This is a genomic window from Vibrio sp. 10N.239.312.D08, assembly GCF_041466145.1.
GTDB lineage: Bacteria > Pseudomonadota > Gammaproteobacteria > Enterobacterales > Vibrionaceae > Vibrio > Vibrio crassostreae_C.
In genome coordinates this window covers 1-16,194 of record NZ_JBFSSD010000079.1, presented here as the reverse complement: position 1 = coordinate 16,194, position 16,194 = coordinate 1, and the positions used below count along the sequence as shown (strand labels likewise).

Annotated in this window: 17 protein-coding genes; 15 read left to right on the top strand and 2 right to left on the bottom strand. The window is 38.0% G+C overall.

Features of this window, described 5'->3' with window-relative positions; translation table 11 throughout:
* Nucleotides 1-189: 189 nt before the first annotated feature.
* Together AB6D58_RS23670 and AB6D58_RS23665 are read right to left on the bottom strand one after the other, a co-directional pair.
* On the bottom strand, nucleotides 190-795 hold the full coding sequence (locus AB6D58_RS23670; protein ID WP_372158721.1) for an N-acetylmuramoyl-L-alanine amidase: 606 nt from the start codon (nucleotides 793-795) through the stop codon (nucleotides 190-192).
* On the bottom strand, nucleotides 747-1,220 hold the full coding sequence (locus AB6D58_RS23665; RefSeq protein ID WP_102394197.1) for a hypothetical protein: 474 nt from the start codon (nucleotides 1,218-1,220) through the stop codon (nucleotides 747-749). Before AB6D58_RS23665 ends, AB6D58_RS23670 begins: the two co-directional genes overlap by 49 nt.
* A 286-nt stretch (nucleotides 1,221-1,506) precedes the next feature.
* On the opposite strand from AB6D58_RS23665, the gene AB6D58_RS23660 reads away from it, so the two are divergent.
* The 15 genes from AB6D58_RS23660 to AB6D58_RS23590 all read left to right on the top strand — a co-directional run bounded on the left by AB6D58_RS23660 (nucleotide 1,507) and on the right by AB6D58_RS23590 (nucleotide 16,098).
* Complete coding sequence (locus AB6D58_RS23660) at nucleotides 1,507-2,589, top strand: helix-turn-helix domain-containing protein (protein ID WP_372158720.1); 1,083 nt, start codon at nucleotides 1,507-1,509, stop codon at nucleotides 2,587-2,589.
* Between the two features lie 163 nt (nucleotides 2,590-2,752).
* Nucleotides 2,753-3,073: a hypothetical protein gene (locus AB6D58_RS23655; protein ID WP_102398552.1), complete on the top strand. Its 321-nt coding sequence runs from the start codon at nucleotides 2,753-2,755 to the stop codon at nucleotides 3,071-3,073.
* Between the two features lie 385 nt (nucleotides 3,074-3,458).
* A complete protein-coding gene (wecB, locus tag AB6D58_RS23650) occupies nucleotides 3,459-4,583 on the top strand; it encodes a non-hydrolyzing UDP-N-acetylglucosamine 2-epimerase (RefSeq protein ID WP_372158719.1) in 1,125 nt (374 codons plus the stop codon).
* Nucleotide 4,584: 1 nt separating this feature from the next.
* On the top strand, nucleotides 4,585-5,643 hold the full coding sequence (locus tag AB6D58_RS23645; protein WP_372158718.1) for a hypothetical protein: 1,059 nt from the start codon (nucleotides 4,585-4,587) through the stop codon (nucleotides 5,641-5,643).
* On the top strand, nucleotides 5,606-6,355 hold the full coding sequence (locus AB6D58_RS23640; protein WP_372158716.1) for a protein kinase family protein: 750 nt from the start codon (nucleotides 5,606-5,608) through the stop codon (nucleotides 6,353-6,355). The genes AB6D58_RS23645 and AB6D58_RS23640 overlap by 38 nt, the downstream gene beginning before the upstream one ends.
* A 5-nt stretch (nucleotides 6,356-6,360) precedes the next feature.
* A complete protein-coding gene (locus AB6D58_RS23635; RefSeq protein ID WP_372158714.1) occupies nucleotides 6,361-7,254 on the top strand; it encodes a glycosyltransferase family 2 protein in 894 nt (297 codons plus the stop codon).
* On the top strand, nucleotides 7,251-8,483 hold the full coding sequence (locus tag AB6D58_RS23630) for an oligosaccharide flippase family protein (protein WP_372158712.1): 1,233 nt from the start codon (nucleotides 7,251-7,253) through the stop codon (nucleotides 8,481-8,483). Before AB6D58_RS23635 ends, AB6D58_RS23630 begins: the two co-directional genes overlap by 4 nt.
* Entirely contained in the window at nucleotides 8,458-9,666 is a 1,209-nt protein-coding gene (locus AB6D58_RS23625; RefSeq protein WP_372158710.1) for a hypothetical protein, read from the top strand. The genes AB6D58_RS23630 and AB6D58_RS23625 overlap by 26 nt, the downstream gene beginning before the upstream one ends.
* Nucleotides 9,663-10,730 (top strand): glycosyltransferase family 4 protein, encoded by a 1,068-nt coding sequence (locus tag AB6D58_RS23620; RefSeq protein WP_372158708.1) that lies wholly within the window; start codon nucleotides 9,663-9,665, stop codon nucleotides 10,728-10,730. Before AB6D58_RS23625 ends, AB6D58_RS23620 begins: the two co-directional genes overlap by 4 nt.
* Nucleotides 10,731-10,974: 244 nt before the next feature.
* Nucleotides 10,975-11,790 carry a hypothetical protein gene (locus tag AB6D58_RS23615; RefSeq protein ID WP_372158706.1) on the top strand — a complete coding sequence of 272 codons (816 nt, stop codon included), beginning with the start codon at nucleotides 10,975-10,977 and terminating at the stop codon, nucleotides 11,788-11,790.
* Between the two features lies 1 nt (nucleotide 11,791).
* Nucleotides 11,792-12,898 (top strand): dTDP-glucose 4,6-dehydratase, encoded by a 1,107-nt coding sequence (gene rfbB, locus AB6D58_RS23610; RefSeq protein WP_004733303.1) that lies wholly within the window; start codon nucleotides 11,792-11,794, stop codon nucleotides 12,896-12,898.
* Complete coding sequence (rfbA, locus tag AB6D58_RS23605; protein ID WP_372158704.1) at nucleotides 12,898-13,785, top strand: glucose-1-phosphate thymidylyltransferase RfbA; 888 nt, start codon at nucleotides 12,898-12,900, stop codon at nucleotides 13,783-13,785. Before rfbB ends, rfbA begins: the two co-directional genes overlap by 1 nt.
* A complete protein-coding gene (gene rfbD, locus AB6D58_RS23600) occupies nucleotides 13,785-14,666 on the top strand; it encodes a dTDP-4-dehydrorhamnose reductase (RefSeq protein WP_372158702.1) in 882 nt (293 codons plus the stop codon). Before rfbA ends, rfbD begins: the two co-directional genes overlap by 1 nt.
* A 4-nt stretch (nucleotides 14,667-14,670) precedes the next feature.
* Nucleotides 14,671-15,207 (top strand): dTDP-4-dehydrorhamnose 3,5-epimerase, encoded by a 537-nt coding sequence (gene rfbC, locus AB6D58_RS23595; RefSeq protein ID WP_372158700.1) that lies wholly within the window; start codon nucleotides 14,671-14,673, stop codon nucleotides 15,205-15,207.
* 9 nt (nucleotides 15,208-15,216) lie between these two features.
* Nucleotides 15,217-16,098, top strand: coding sequence for a glycosyltransferase (locus AB6D58_RS23590; RefSeq protein ID WP_372158698.1), 882 nt, complete (start codon nucleotides 15,217-15,219; stop codon nucleotides 16,096-16,098).
* Nucleotides 16,099-16,194 lie beyond the last annotated feature (96 nt).

Genomic DNA, 16,194 nt, shown 5'->3' with positions numbered 1-16,194 from the left:
GGACTATTGTGAGTGATGGTGTTAATAGAAGGGGGAGTTAGAGGGGGTTGCTAGCGATGCCTAACCAACCCCTCCCAGCCTCCCCTTGTATAGGATATTTTTTGCCAAGTAACAGTCGTGATAAAGGGGAGGAGCTAAAAGCACCACTCTCACTTTATTTTCCTCACCTTTCGCATCCCGTATCTGCTCTTAAACTCTTAAAGCCAAAACAGGACACGCCTTATTCACGCCCCAATCTTTATGCCCTTTAACATTCTCATCTGAAATCAAAAACTGCTCTTGCAGTGCAGCCATCAAACCAAACAGTGCCTTGCGCTGCGCAAGTGTGAAGTTATCTTCTGGTTGCAGCTCGGCATTACAACCGCCAACCAAACAAACCCCAATATTGCCCTTGTTGTGTCCTTTCACATGCGCGCCAGTTTGCGACAGCGGCCTGCCCAATTGGACATCCCCATTGCGACGAATAACAAAGTGATACCCCACATCGCGCCAGCCTTTCTTTTTATGCCATCGACGAATCTCGGCTACGCCTACATCTTGCTGTGGCGGCGTGGCGCTGCAATGCACAGTAATAAAGGAATATGGCGGGCAATGAGGTAAGCGGAGTAAAACCGAAACCAGGCTGAATGAATAGGATGCTGAAGGTAAACAAGGCTCTAACGAAGGGATAAGCTCCATCTTGCTAGCCTGCTCTTCCGAATCAATTCGTTCTTTGGTGTCAGCCCGCTCTTGTAAAACAGACGCTTCTAACGGCTGATTTGGAACTCGATCAGTTGCTGGTGGAGTGTTTGACAAAATAAATCCTCGTGTTGTTGTAAATAGACGATTAAAGACGTTGATAGCGATTCTTTTAAATCAGGGTGCAATGCGATGTGTTGTCGCAGACTGGTGGCTACGGTTTTTTCATAGCCGGGGTGGTGGCTGACATAACGTAAATACATCACGTAATAACCCAGAGGCTGCTTACGCCGTGCTCGGCTGATCATCCAACAAATATCGTCATAGCTGGGGGTGTCACCGCATTCATCCTCATTAAAATAACAACCTTCTAAATGGCTTTCTTTATAACCGTTAACTTCATAGCTCAGTACTTGGCCAAACCCATCACTATCACTAAAAAATAACGGCTGACGTGATTGAGTGAGGGAGTTAGCACGGCACTCGATGCTCGCCATTCCGGGTTGATACGCTGAAATAAAAAGAGAAACTATCGCCTTCATTAAGCACCTTATTGCTGCATGGGGAGGGCAATGTACTTCAACATTCTTGATTGGGGTTGGCGGGAATAACACGAAAACAGAGGAATACAGAAAAATGAGAGGTGCTTCGAAAAGCCATTGCTTAATAAGGTTGATGTTGCATATCTATCCGAGGCGATTAACCAAACATCTTTTCTTACAACTTATCTCATGGGCCTTTCGCCCCTAAAGCGCCAAAAAGTGTTGTTAATGCTCTGTATATCAATGGATTTCTATACGAATGACTAATTAACAAGGAGCGTTAACCATGTGTGTTTCTCTAATTCTTTCTTTCATCCCATTAAAAACTGGCTCGCCAATAAGCAAGTTAGTGCTATTGAAATTAGCCGATAACGCAGACGCGCGCGGCGTGTGTTTCCCATCCTTAAATTACTTAGCGCAATATTGCGAAGTGTCGGTAAGAACCGTTAAACGACACGTTAACGAGCTCGAAAAACAAGGGTTTGTGAAGCGGATAAAGCGCTTTGATGATTCAGGACGCCAGCGCAGCAACATATATCAGCTGCGTCTTCCCAGCGACAGCCACATTCAGCAGGCCGATCTAGGCCAAGCGAATCAAGAGAACGCGAATGCAGAACAAACAGGTTTACCGTCAGCTTCGTCGGAATACCCACAGAAGACAGAATATGCGCAGAAAACCGACAATTCAGACACTCCCCTGGGTGACTCAAGATCCAACACGGAGAGTGATCACCTGGCACACATAATCTTTCATAAAGAACATAAAACAGAGTTGAGCTTGAAAAGCGGCAGCTTGGATGACACCGATGTACTTGATCCTCCAAGCGGTTCTGAACAACATGAGATCTCGACACCTAAAACCAACGTCACAAACCCCATAAGCCAACAGAATGAAGCCGTGATTCACCTGCTCACCAAAGAGGGCAGCGCGCCGATTTATCATGAGTTCTACAAAATCTTAGAGCGAACTTACCCAAAGTTAGATGTGCTGCAAGAACTGCATGCCATGCAAGCCTGGCTGTACATCAACCCCGATAAGCGCAAACCCTTTGAGCACATTGGCCACTTTGTGAATGGCTGGCTAAGAAGAAGCGCCCAAGCCAAAGCGAAGCGAGACTCATCGCCAGTCTTTAAGCAGGCTAGAGCGGCTAAGCAAACAAAAGCGGCTAAACCAGCAAGGGCTTCTGCTTCTACATCGACCAAGGAAGCTAAAACCCAACCGGCAGCCAAGCCCATGGTTCACAAACAACCCACGCCCGTCTCTCAGGCCCTAGCGGACTACCAAGCCAAAAGCACCCCCAATCCGTTCGAAGCACGTATCAAGGCCCTAGTTCAATCCAAATCGCCCGGCACGGATTCTAAAAAGTGACCATTCAATTTTTCACAGATGAAGCGCTTGTTCACACAGCCAAAGCTATTAAAAAAATAGCTCAGAAAACCAAGATCTTAGGAAACCAAAAGGCTAGGGCAGACCAAGCGCGAATACAGACAAAAAACGTCAAGAAACAAAAGTAGAATTAGGGAGAGGGCAAATGGACGATATCAGCCTAAAAAAACTGACAACGGAAGAAAAAGTCACCATTTTAGAAAAAGAGATAGCGCGAGTGGAAGGGCGTATTGGCGAGTTCTTGAAACTGCTTGTTACCCATTACCCACAAGGGCTAACACGTACTGAGATTAAAGCGTTATTGGCGGTAAACAACAACCCAAGCTTCGTCTCGCTGTACAGAAACGGCAATATTTTCATTGATATAGAAAAGCGCTACTGCGACGCAGCACAAGAAAACCGCTACCACATAGGCACTCAGTACCTGCAAGACGTACAATGCTCTCGCTGGTTGAATGCGTGGTGAGTTGTTTGTCATGCCAGAGTCAATTTCAAACTGGTTAATATGCACTTACTTTGCTAGAATACCCCGCATATTTAAAACCGTATGAAAAACGCATAAAGCGAACAAATTGTTACTATTGCCTTTAGGAGCCAAACCTAAGGGCGGTAGCGTACCCAAATGCGACTGGCTAGCAAGTTATGTGGTAAGCCTAAAGGTTGAAAGCCGTTTTGGCGGCCTATTGGGGCGGTTTTAAGAAAGTTAGCAAAATCTAGGTTTTATAAGGGACTGTCGAAATCAGACTGTCTCAAAATGAATAAAAAGTGTCTCAGTGCTATTTAAAAGGCTGAGGCTAAAAGTAATAAAAATCACCTCTTTCATTTCACCTGTTGGTTGGAAACTTCATAAAATGACTAAGAAAAAAATCCTTACGGTTTTTGGTACGCGTCCAGAAGCCATTAAAATGGCACCTCTTGTTCATGCTCTAGCGGCCGATGAGCGCTTTGAAGCAAAGTGCTGCGTAACCGCTCAGCATCGTGAAATGCTTGACCAAGTATTAGAGTTATTTGAAATCACACCAGACTATGATTTGAATCTGATGAAAGCAGGGCAAACACTTAACGAAGTCACCGCGCGTATTTTGTTAAAGCTTAAACCCGTACTAGAAGAGTTCAAACCGGATGTGGTTTTAGTACACGGTGATACAGCGACTACATTTGCTGCAAGCTTAGCTGCTTACTATGAGCAAATCGCTGTAGGTCACGTGGAAGCAGGCCTTCGTACGGGCAATATCTATTCACCGTGGCCTGAAGAAGGTAACCGCCGTTTAACGGGCGCGTTAACCAAATATCACTTTGCACCAACGCCAACATCACAAGAAAATCTTTTAAGAGAGAACTTTAATCCAGAAGATATTTCAGTAACGGGTAATACCGTGATTGATGCGTTGCTGATGGTAAAAGATAAAATTGATTCTGATAAAGATTTGAACGCAACGCTTTCTGCGCAGTTCCCCTTCTTAGATGAAAACAAAAAGCTGATTTTGGTAACAGGGCATCGTCGTGAAAGTTTTGGTGGTGGTTTTGAGCGCATTTGCGAGTCGCTTGCTATTACGGCTAAAGCACATCCAGATACGCAAATCCTGTATCCGATGCATCTTAATCCAAATGTACGTGAACCCGTTAATCGTATTCTGGCTGGTATTGATAACATTCATCTTATCGAGCCTCAGCAATATCTCCCATTTATCTACTTAATGAGCCGCGCACATATCATATTGACGGACTCAGGTGGTATTCAAGAAGAAGCCCCTTCATTAGGTAAGCCAGTTCTCGTGATGCGTGATTCAACGGAAAGACCTGAGGCTTTAGAAGCAGGCACTGTGAAGTTAGTTGGAACGAATGTAGAAAAAATAACCTCCGAATTAACTATCCTGCTGAATGATAAAGAAGCATACGAGCACATGAGTTATGCGCATAACCCTTATGGGAGTGGTAATTCTAGCAAATTAATCTTGGAGATTTTAGGACGCTAACATGGTAGAGAGACACTTAATTTTAATATGGTCAGAAGCTAAAGATCAGCGCGATAGAATCATAGAAGATGTAAAGAAACATCTAGAGCTTATTCATGCAGAAACCGTTAGATGGACGCCTGAGTTATTTGCGGAAAATCTGTCTAGACTCTATGGCCAAAGTTTGCCAAATAACTCGTTCAAACAAAAACATTGTGGTACCGGGCATATCACTATTTTAATTGTCGATGATCATGCCCCTAAATATGAAGTACATGATATAGGCTCTAGTAGAGGATTTGTGTCTCTAAATAGCAATATATATAATTTGAAAATAAAATATCGAGAGTGGACTGGTGGAGGACATAAAGTTCATGCAACGAACGATCTTTTAGAAAGTGAACATGATATTCTTCTATTATGTCATAAAAAGCCTAATGAGTTTGTGAGATCTACTTATGACCTTGATAGTATTGTTGACAGAGACCTTCTGGGAGCTGGTGGTTTTGAAAACCTAAATATCTTTCAAGATGTAATAAAAACCTGTAATGACTATGTTTTTCTAAGAGGGGAGGTAAGCGAAGAACTATTCCTTGGAAAAGAAGATTTAGATATATTGGTTGCTGAAAAGCTAGATTTCATCTTCAATTTGAATCTAGTGCATCAAGGTAAGAAGTTCTCTAGTACGCGTTATCAAGCAAAAATTGGAAATGAATATATACACATTGACGTTAATAGTATTGGTGATAATACTTATGATCGTGAATGGCAGAAGAAAATGCTAAAAAACCGTAGACTATCTAATGATGGATTATATTATTTAGATGAAAAAAACAGAAAATATTCAGAAATATATCATAATATTATCCATAAAGACATATATGATTCATCGTCTCAAATTTTTTTAGATTCATTAAAGAGTGACCATGGTTATGATATAACTGAGCCAAATGATCTTATGATTTCTTATTTTGGGGAAAAGTATGGCGGCAATAAACCAAGTTTAAAAAGAAAAGTTTTTCCTCTATATAGGGATTTTAGGTATGCTATTCACAAAGTTAAAAAAGCAATTCTCTCATAAGAAAGTTGTCGTTATCTATCCTTTTATTCTTAAGCTATTCATACGTTTCGTTGAATCAAAAATAATCCAAGAACAAGGTTTAGACTCGATTGATAAATATTTGTTCCATAAATGGCATGATGGATTTGCTTATTTCAAAGGAATAAAAAATAAAAATCCCTATTTTATAAAAGTACAGATTTTTGGAAAGCATGTGTTAAACGAGCTCACATTATCTAAACAAATTTCTGATACTGTCAATGGTGTCAATGGTGTCAATGGTGTCAATGTGTTAAAGCCTGTACAAGTGAGCACAAATTTGTGTTTTTCTTATGCTGTCTTTGAATTTATAGAACACCGCGATGTCATTCTTGATGATGGAAGATTGCGAAAATTATTCAATGTAGTGAAAATATTGAACAAAAATAATATTTATCTACGAGACATCAAGCCCGATAATATCTTATTTGTTAATGGTGAGTTGGTATTATTTGATTTTACATTTTCTTTTAGTAACCACCCTAAATTCATCCCTGTTGATGAGTTTCAACTGATAGCTTCTATCGGGTGTAATTATAGGCCTGAAGGGTATTGGGATGATATGTATTCGTTGAAGAAAGTTGCTGAAGAAGCACAGTCTAGTCAAGCTTTGTTAATTATGCTTGCCAAAGAGGTTGGAATGAATCGTATTCCTATTGGTTATGATAGTACTCTATTGAGAGAAGTGAGGTAACGTAGATGTATGATGTAATTCTTTGCACTTATAACGGCGCCAAGTACCTTTCTGAACAAATAGATAGTATTCTTGAGCAAACTGTTCCTTTCGATCACATATATATATTGGATGATGGTTCAACGGATGAAACTATCTTATTAATTAAAGAAAAATATAATTTGGATAATTTGTCTATTATAATAAACCCTGTAAATATGGGGTATGCGAAGAATTTCCAAAATGGTTACAAAAATTACGTAAAATCTAAATATTTTGCATTATGCGATCAGGATGACATTTGGCATCCACAAAAGGCAGAGTATATGCTAGATGCGTTAGAAGTGACTAATGCTGATTTGTGTTATTCCGATGCTCAGCTAATTGATGAGGAAGGTAAACCTTTAGGAATAAAGCTTTCTGACCTTGGTAAATTAGGGAATACAAATACTTTTGATAGAAAATTATGCAAAGATTTTCCTGTCACCGGTGCTACTGTTTTTTTAAGGAATGATTTTATTCGGAAAGTCCCTAATATACCAGCCTATGTACCACATGATGCTTGGTTATCTGTAATTGCCTCTTTAATAGGTAACATAAATTATGTTGATCAATGTTTGATTGGATATAGGCAACATGCATTAAATCAAATTGGTGTTAGTTTCGAGAAAAGAAAAAAAAAGTTATTATTAAAAAATTTAGAAATAAGACTCGCTATTTACATGGCGTTACTAGCATCAGATCTCTCTCTTTCGATAAAACAGAGAAGCTTTATCAAAGATAATATCGTTTTTATTCATGAGAAAATAAGAATATATAAAGGGGAAACCAAATTTATTACGTTATTTAAAATGCTGAAATCATATTTCATTTACGATAATGGGATCCGTGGTTTAGTAAGGGATCTACTGGCAAAATGATTAGCTTTATTAAAAAAGGAGGAGGAGGTTTAGCTTTAGTAGGTGTTTCTTCTATAATTTCATTTCTAATTATGATGTTTTTGTCACGTGAAACATCTATAGACGATTTTTCACGAATACAATTTATATTTTCATTAGTTTTATTTCTTTCATCTTTGTGTCGAGCAGGATTTGATTTAATTCTGATAAAAGAATGGCCAAAGCTATCAAAATCTGAAAAAATTGATTTTAGTACTGCTATTAGTATCGTTACAGTCCTCTTAGCAACGATATGTGGTATTTTTATTATCATCTACTATGATTATGGCTATAAATCCGTTTCTTTTATATGGTTTACGATAATCGGTATTTCTTTTTCTTCTTTTGTTGCTAGTTATTATAAAACCAAAGGAAGAAGTAATATTGGTTTAGGTTTTGATACATTTTTCAACCGATCATTAATGCTCATATCGTTAGTTTTATTTTTTATATTTAACCCGAAATTGACAGTTGATAATGTCGTTATTGTTAATTTCCTTTCATTTTTATTACCATTATTGCTATTTTTTACAATAAAAATTAAAGAATGTAGAGAGGTTAAAGTTTTTGAAGCTTTAAAAAAAATAAAAAAATATTTAGTTTTTTCACTATCGTTATCTATGATTGGATTATTACAAAGTTTTTTGAAATTTATTGACGTGTTTTTTATCGAAAAATACTTAACTTCTCAAGATTTAGCATATTATAGTGTAGCTATTAGGTTTAGCCTTATTATATTTATGTTAAATACGGTGGTTTCAGCGCTATTAGTCCCGAAAATTAGTCAGTCTTTTGCAGATAAAAAGTCATTTGAGGTTAATAAATATTATACGCTATCAGCGATTTCCCTCTGTTCTCTTTCTATAGTTTCATTTGTTACTTTCTATTTTTTTGGTGAGTATGTCATTATGGCTTTTGGTGAGGAGTATCTACCAGCATATAATATAGCTTTGATTTTACTAATGGCAAATGTAGTTAATCTTTCTCTTGGTCTTAGTGGCGTATGTCTTTCTCTGGTTGGAGGGCATAAGGACTTTTTGAAGATAATGATATTAACAAGCATGATGGCGTTGGTACTATACCCTATTGTTTCCAGATTGTACTTTTTGGACGGTGTCGTTATTTTATCTGCTTTTTTGATGATATTTTGGAAATTGGTTGCATTTTCTGTTCTATGGAACCGATATGATATTAAATTTGTTAGGTGGTAATTTGATGCTAAATAGGGCGGTTACCTCTTTATTTGTTTTTTTCTTTATTTCACCATTTTATTTTATAGGAGTTAGTACGCAAATACTATCCTTCATTTTTTTTGGTGGAATTTTTGGATTGCAACTTTTTTTTAAATCAAAAGTCCATTTGAACAAAGAAATCTTGGCCATTTTTTATGTATTAACGGTGGCAACACTGATTATTTATTTCATTCATGGACAAGTTAATAATTACATTAATGTTTTGTTTCGTTTCTTTACAGCATTTCTTATTTGTTCATATCTTTTCTGTAGTACTAAAAACCTCAAAGAAGCTTTGACTATAATAGCAGCTTCTTCTTTGTTTCACGTAATTGTTATTTTATTTCAAGTCTTAGTCCCTGGGTTTAAAACAGTTTGGTTTTCAGTGGTCCGTAATCAAGCTGATATTAATTTATCAGAAAATACTATTGGAGAGTTGGCGATAAGAAGTAATGGTGTTTCCGGTTTCCTCTATGCTTCTGATGGTGTTGTATTTGTTTTGTCTGCTCTTATTCTTAGTCTATTTTGGAGTAGATTTAAAGTTTTGAAGATTATATATATTGCTTCATCATTTATTTGTGGAAGATCTTCAATTTTTGCATCATTATTATATTTTTGGTATTTAATTCGTAATTCTAGCTTCTACCGTTCTTTAACTATAATATCCTTTATTATTGTTACTATCAGTGCTTCCTCGTTTTACATATACATTAATTATCCAAATTTTTTCGATTGGATATACGAACCAATAATAAACTTATTGAAAGGGGAGCAAATATCTCAATCTTCATCGGCTACCTTTGATTCTCATTTCTTCATTTTTGATAGTGAATTTCGCCATTATCTAGGTTACGGAATATTTAGTACTGATTACTCTGAATACTATCAACATGGATTATTCCCATCGGATTCCGGGTTCATGAGAATCTATACATCAGGAGGGGTTTTTCAGTTGGTTATTTATGTTGGTTCAGTGCTCTTGGCTTATTTAAGAGCATATTCAAGCTATAGGAAAAGGGATTTCAATAATGTGTCGAAATTTATATTAATATTATTGATTATTAATTTGGTGTTTACAATAAAATCTGAGTTTATTTATTCTAATTTAAACTTTTTATTGCTAATTATACTTGTTATGTTCAAACGTAGGGCAATAGAATGAAAATATTACAAGTAGTTCCCGGCTTATCTGTTGGTGGCGTAGAAAATGTGGCTATTAGCCTCGCTAATGAGTTGTGTAAAAAACATGATGTAACCGTATTATCACAACAAGATGCTGCGTATGATAATAATTCAAAGAAGTTATCTAGTACTATACCTGTATATAATCTGCAACGATTTTCGAAAATGTTATTTTTATTCGATATGTTTCGGGTATGGAATTTTTTGAGAGGTAAAGAATTTGAAATAATCCATGCTCATGGTATAAGTTATTTTTATCTATTCGTATTTATATTTCTTAGTAAGACTAAAGTGATTTATACTATTCACAATGAGCCAAAAAGAGAAACACAAGGGGTACGGAAGTTATTTAACATGCTGTCCTTTAGGAGAAGCAATGTTTCCACTGTAGTATTAGGTGATTCACTTATTGACGAGTTTAAAAAATATTACAACCTTGAACCTAACTATTCGATAATGAATGGTGTAGTACGTCCTAATAATAAACTAGAGGTTAAACATAATATCAGCCAATCAGATGTTAATCTGATTGCGGTGGGTCGTTTAGATCAACAAAAAAACTTCCCTAGATTGATACAATCCTTCAAAAGTGTTTATCAAACGTGTAAGAACATTTCGCTTACTATTTATTGTGTTGCTGATGAAAATAGTGCAGTTGTAGACGATCTAAGAAAGATGGTTGAGGGGTATCCCATCTATATTTGTCTAAATGATAGTAATGTTATAAATTATTATCATTGCTTCGATGCATTTGTACTATCTTCTGATTATGAAGGTCTCCCTCTCACTTTGTTAGAGGCTTTGTCGAATGGCTTACCCGTTGTCTCAACAAATGTTGGTTGTATATCTGACGTGATAAATAATAATTCTCTTGGTTATGTTTGTGACAAGAATGCTGCTTCTTTGGCGCGGGGAATCCTAGGATTGATTAATAATATAGATAAATTTGATTCTTTGCTGATAGAAGATATTTTTGATAAGTGCTTTTCAATTAATATAATGTCAGAACATTACGTTAAGGTATATTATGAATCGGTTAAATAGTAGTTATGTCTTTAGAGCACTCCCTCTAAATCGAGATTCTCGAACGCAACGTTATGATGAAGTACTTTCTGATTGTATATTTAACACTTGGGAAGATTCGTACGATAATATAACATGTAATGGAATTGAACGGCTGAAGTTAGGAAGGCGAGATCACAAGGATTTCTATAGCTATCCTCTGTATCTATTATATTTATTTTTATTTTCTTTGTTTTTTATACGAGGAAATAACAAAGTTGTGTGTATGGATCTAGATACATATCTATTTGTCAAGCTGGGTTCTATTCGTAATCGTAATGTTTTTCTTGATATAGTAGACCCTATTGCTCAAACAAGGTACCGAAGTTTACCCTTTAATAAAGTATTTGACAAAATAGAATGTTTTTTTATTAAGAAAAAACCAGAGCGAGTAATATTGCCAGCTTATTATCGTTTGAAGTATTACGAAGACCGTCTTGGTATAAGTCTCGAAAGTTATTTTGAAAAAGTTAGAATTTATGAGAATGTAATAAAAATTCCAGTTTCTTCAGGTTACACCCCAAAATATGATAGTATTTTCAATAATGATAATTTTGTAATAGGCTATTTTGGTTCATTAGATTCATCTAGAGGTATTCTTGAACTAATAAAATTTTGTAGTGATTTCGGATATAACTGTATTATTGCTGGGCGAGGTGAATTAGCGGATGAAATTTCTAATCTAGCATATCAGTCTGGTTTTTTAGTTATGTTAGGGCAATATTCGCCAAAAGACTTGGAGGCGCTTTATGCTAAAATAGATTTTTGTTGGGCTTATTATTCCCCCGACTTATTATTGCATAAGTATGCTGCTCCCAATAAGTACTATGAACATCTGGCGTTTTCTACACCTATTATATTTAATGACATTGTTCCTTTGGTTGATAAGATTGAGGTCAAGCATACGGGTATAAGCATAAGTAACAGTCTTAATACTGATGATTTTATTCTTATGGACAAAAAAATTAAAAAGTTTCACATTGAAAGTTCTGACTTTAGTGATTGGGACAAATTTTATTCAAATTATGACTTTGAGGTGTGATATGAAAAAACGTACTATTTTAGTAACCGGTGGTGCTGGCTTTATCGGCTCCGCAGTCATTCGTCATATTATAAATAATACTTCTGACAGCGTAATCAACGTTGATAAACTCACTTATGCAGGTAATTTAGAATCTCTTATTGAAGTGGATTCGTCTGAACGCTATGCCTTTGAGCAAGTGGATATTTGTAATCGTTCAGAGCTTGACCGAGTGTTCGCTGATCACAAACCAGATGCGGTGATGCACCTTGCGGCTGAATCACATGTTGACCGTTCAATCACTGGTCCAGCGGCGTTTATCGAAACCAACATTGTTGGAACATATACGCTACTAGAAGCAACACGCGAATACTGGAACACGCTTGAAGAACGAGCGAAAGCAGAGTTCTGTTTTCACCACATATCTACTGATGAAGTGTATGGTGATCTTCCACATCCAGATGAAGTTCCAGAAGGTACAGCGCTGCCAATGTTCTTAGAGACAACGTCGTATGAGCCATCTAGCCCATACTCGGCGTCAAAGGCATCGAGTGATCATTTAGTTCGTGCATGGTTACGCACTTATGGCCTGCCAACAATAGTAACTAACTGTTCAAACAATTATGGCCCTTATCACTTCCCTGAAAAGCTAATCCCACTGGTTATCCTTAACGCGCTTGAAGGCAAAGAGTTACCTATTTACGGAAAAGGTGACCAAATCCGTGACTGGCTATTTGTCGAAGATCACGCTCGCGCACTCTACAAAGTAGTGACCGAAGGCAAAGTAGGCGAGACCTACAACATCGGTGGCCATAACGAGAAGAAAAACCTCGAAGTTGTGAACACGATTTGCGAAATCTTAGATACGTTGGTACCGAAAGAGTCAGCGTATGCAGAACAGATCACTTATGTTCAAGACCGTCCTGGTCATGATCGCCGCTACGCTATTGATTCGAGTAAAATGCAACGTGAGCTGGATTGGACGCCGGAAGAGACGTTTGAAACAGGGCTTCGTAAAACAGTGCAATGGTACCTAGACAACTCAACATGGTGTCAAAATGTACAAGATGGCAGCTATCAGCGTGAACGCTTGGGTGTAGAAATAACTGAATCAAAGGAAAGCAAATAATGAAAGGTATTGTTCTTGCTGGTGGCTCTGGCACGCGTTTATACCCATTGACGCGCGGCGTATCCAAGCAACTCTTGCCGATTTACGACAAGCCAATGGTGTTTTACCCAATATCGACATTAATGCTCGCTGGCATTAAAGATATTTTGATTATTACAACTCCTGAAGACAATGCCGGTTTTCAGCGCCTGCTTGGTGATGGTTCTGATTTTGGTATTAATCTTGAGTACGCGATTCAGCCAAGCCCTGATGGCCTAGCGCAAGCGTTTATTATTGGTGAAGAATTCATTGGTGATGACAGTGTGTGTTTAGTGTTGGGTGACAACATCTTCTACGGTCAATCTTTTTCAAAAACGCTGCAAAGTGCTGCTTCAAGAGAATCGGGCGCGACTGTGTTTGGTTACCAAGTCAAAGACCCAGAGCGTTTTGGTGTTGTTGAATTTGATGAAGAGATGAAAGCCGTTTCGATTGAAGAAAAGCCGGAAGCACCAAAATCCAACTATGCGGTGACAGGGCTGTATTTCTACGATAATCGCGTGGTTGAAATGGCCAAGCAGGTGAAGCCATCTCATCGTGGTGAGCTAGAGATTACCACGCTAAATGAAATGTATCTCAATGATGGTTCACTGAACGTTGAATTATTAGGCCGTGGTTTTGCGTGGCTAGATACAGGTACACATGAAAGCCTTCATGAAGCATCTTCTTTCGTTCAAACGGTTGAAAATGTACAAGGTTTGAAAGTAGCGTGTCTAGAAGAAATCGCTTGGCGTAACGGTTGGTTGAGTGATGAGCAAGTATTGACGTTCGCTAAACCAATGATGAAAAACGAATACGGTCAGTATTTGACACGTCTAGTGACTGAAACTCAGAAAAAGGCAGTAAGCTAATGCGTATCTTAATTACGGGCTGCCATGGTCAGGTTGGCTCTAGTTTAACTGAGCAGTTAGCTAACTATGAGAATACTGAAGTGTTAGCGCTTGATAGAGAGCATCTTGATATCACTAGTCAAGATGCCGTCAATGCTGCGGTTGCTGAGTTTAAGCCGAGTATTATTATTAACGCGGCGGCACATACTGCGGTTGATAAGGCTGAAGAGGAAGCCGACCTATCTTATGCGATAAACCGTGATGGTCCTAAATACTTAGCGCAAGCCGCTCAAAGTGTTGGTGCTGCAATACTGCATATCTCGACCGATTATGTCTTTGAGGGCAATAAAGTAGGCGAGTATGTGGAAACGGATGCTACAAATCCGCAAGGGGTTTACGGTAAAAGTAAGCTTGCTGGTGAAAGCGCCGTTGCCGAGGCGTGTGATAAACATATTATCCTTCGTACTGCATGGGTATTTGGTGAGAGCGGCAATAATTTCGTGAAAACCATGCTGCGTTTAGGTGAGAACAGAAACGCATTGAGTATTGTCGGTGACCAGTTTGGCGGGCCGACTTATGCCGGTGATATTGCCAATGCATTGATCCAAATAGCGAAGCGCATTAATCAAGGTTATGCTGTTGAGTACGGTGTTTACCATTACTCGGGTTTGCCTCACGTCAGTTGGTTTGACTTTGCTGATGCCATTTTTGATGTTGCGGTTGAGCAAGGAGTCCTTGCAAATAAGCCAAGCTTAACGAGTATTACCACTGACCAATACCCAACACCAGCTAAGCGTCCAAGCAATTCTCGATTAAGTACTGAAAAAATCACGCTAGGTTTCTCGGTTAAAGAGAGCGATTGGAAGGCCGAGTTAAACAATATTCAAGCATATGCGGAATAATAAAATGAAAGTAATCGATACTCGTATTCCTGATGTAAAAATCATAGAACCAAGTGTATTTGGTGATGAGCGTGGCTTCTTTATGGAAACCTGGAATCAAAAGCAATTTGAAGAACTAGTTACGGGAAAGCCGACTCAATTTGTACAAGATAATCACTCTAAATCGAAGAAAGGTATCTTACGTGGCCTGCATTACCAAACTGAAAACACTCAAGGCAAGTTAGTTCGCGTTGTTTCTGGTGAAGTGTTTGATGTGGCAGTCGATATTCGAAAAGGCTCACCAACTTTTGGGCAGTGGATAGGAGAGTACTTATCTGCTGAAAACAAACGACAATTATGGGTTCCAGAAGGTTTTGCTCATGGCTTTTATGTGACGAGTGATGAAGCTGAATTCGTGTATAAGTGTACAGATTATTATAATCCTCAAGCTGAAATTTCAATTGCCTGGGATGATGACACACTGAGAATTGACTGGCCTTTGACTTCACCGCCAAGACTCTCCGATAAAGATCGTCAAGGTTTACTATTTGAACAGTTATAAGGAATAGGTATGAATCGCGTTCTCGTTATACTAGCTGCTTACAATGGAGAAAAATGGATTCAGGAACAGGTTGACTCAATACTAAAACAAACTGGAGTTTCATTAGACATATTATGCAGTGTTGATCTTTCAACTGATTCAACCTTTGAAATTTTAGATAGTTATGGCAGTGATAAAGTCAAGGTTCTTCCATATGGAGAGCGGTATGGAGGTGCTGGCCCTAATTTTTACCGACTTTTTAGGGATGCTAGCTTTCAAGAGTATGATTATGTTGCATTAGCTGATCAGGATGATATTTGGCTGGACGACAAGGTTATATCAGCAATTTATGAGATGGAGTTAAGTTCATCTGAAGCTTTGTCAAGTGATGTGACCGCATTCTGGGCTGATGGTAAAGAAAAAACAATAGTAAAATCTTCGCCTCAAACATCGTATGACCATTTTTTTGAATCTCCGGGACCAGGATGTAGTTTTGTTTTAAGTCATGACTTAGCATTGGGCTTGCAGGTATTTATAAAATCAAAGTGCGAGTCTGAATTAATTGATCTCCATGATTGGTTAATTTATGCTTTTGCAAGGAGTTTTGGCTACAAGTGGACTATCTCAAATAAATCGAAGTTACTATATCGCCAGCATGATAATAATCAATGTGGTGCAAATAGCGGAATCAAGGGGATAGGTAAGCGTTTTAAAATAATGAGAAAAGGATGGTATTCAAGTCAGGTTATACGCTTATTTAAACTATTTGATCCTGAGAGTTTACTTTTGGAGCGAATAGAAAGAAGGAGTCATGTAGATCGGTTATACTTGTTTTTAAAGAGTAGTCGATTCAGACGAAAAAATAGAGAAAAAATTATGCTATCAATTGCTATTCTGTTAAGGCTTTTTTGATCAAGTCAAGTAAGTGAAGTTGTATGGTCACCAGGGCAAGATTACGAAGCCCCTTGCCCTGCAAGGACTTGCGAAAGGTAAGCGTTATTGCGGTTC

Excerpts from the sequence above, each read along its gene's own strand:
- AB6D58_RS23665 (WP_102394197.1), bottom strand. The coding sequence starts at position 1,220 with ATGAAGGCGATAGTTTCTCTTTTTATTTCAGCGTATCAACCCGGAATG.
- AB6D58_RS23660 (WP_372158720.1), top strand. The coding sequence starts at position 1,507 with ATGTGTGTTTCTCTAATTCTTTCTTTCATCCCATTAAAAACTGGCTCG.
- AB6D58_RS23655 (WP_102398552.1), top strand. The coding sequence starts at position 2,753 with ATGGACGATATCAGCCTAAAAAAACTGACAACGGAAGAAAAAGTCACC.
- wecB (WP_372158719.1), top strand. The coding sequence starts at position 3,459 with ATGACTAAGAAAAAAATCCTTACGGTTTTTGGTACGCGTCCAGAAGCC.
- AB6D58_RS23645 (WP_372158718.1), top strand. The coding sequence starts at position 4,585 with ATGGTAGAGAGACACTTAATTTTAATATGGTCAGAAGCTAAAGATCAG.
- AB6D58_RS23640 (WP_372158716.1), top strand. The coding sequence starts at position 5,606 with ATGCTATTCACAAAGTTAAAAAAGCAATTCTCTCATAAGAAAGTTGTC.
- AB6D58_RS23635 (WP_372158714.1), top strand. The coding sequence starts at position 6,361 with ATGTATGATGTAATTCTTTGCACTTATAACGGCGCCAAGTACCTTTCT.
- AB6D58_RS23630 (WP_372158712.1), top strand. The coding sequence starts at position 7,251 with ATGATTAGCTTTATTAAAAAAGGAGGAGGAGGTTTAGCTTTAGTAGGT.
- AB6D58_RS23625 (WP_372158710.1), top strand. The coding sequence starts at position 8,458 with ATGATATTAAATTTGTTAGGTGGTAATTTGATGCTAAATAGGGCGGTT.
- AB6D58_RS23620 (WP_372158708.1), top strand. The coding sequence starts at position 9,663 with ATGAAAATATTACAAGTAGTTCCCGGCTTATCTGTTGGTGGCGTAGAA.
- AB6D58_RS23615 (WP_372158706.1), top strand. The coding sequence starts at position 10,975 with ATGGATCTAGATACATATCTATTTGTCAAGCTGGGTTCTATTCGTAAT.
- rfbB (WP_004733303.1), top strand. The coding sequence starts at position 11,792 with ATGAAAAAACGTACTATTTTAGTAACCGGTGGTGCTGGCTTTATCGGC.
- rfbA (WP_372158704.1), top strand. The coding sequence starts at position 12,898 with ATGAAAGGTATTGTTCTTGCTGGTGGCTCTGGCACGCGTTTATACCCA.
- rfbD (WP_372158702.1), top strand. The coding sequence starts at position 13,785 with ATGCGTATCTTAATTACGGGCTGCCATGGTCAGGTTGGCTCTAGTTTA.
- rfbC (WP_372158700.1), top strand. The coding sequence starts at position 14,671 with ATGAAAGTAATCGATACTCGTATTCCTGATGTAAAAATCATAGAACCA.
- AB6D58_RS23590 (WP_372158698.1), top strand. The coding sequence starts at position 15,217 with ATGAATCGCGTTCTCGTTATACTAGCTGCTTACAATGGAGAAAAATGG.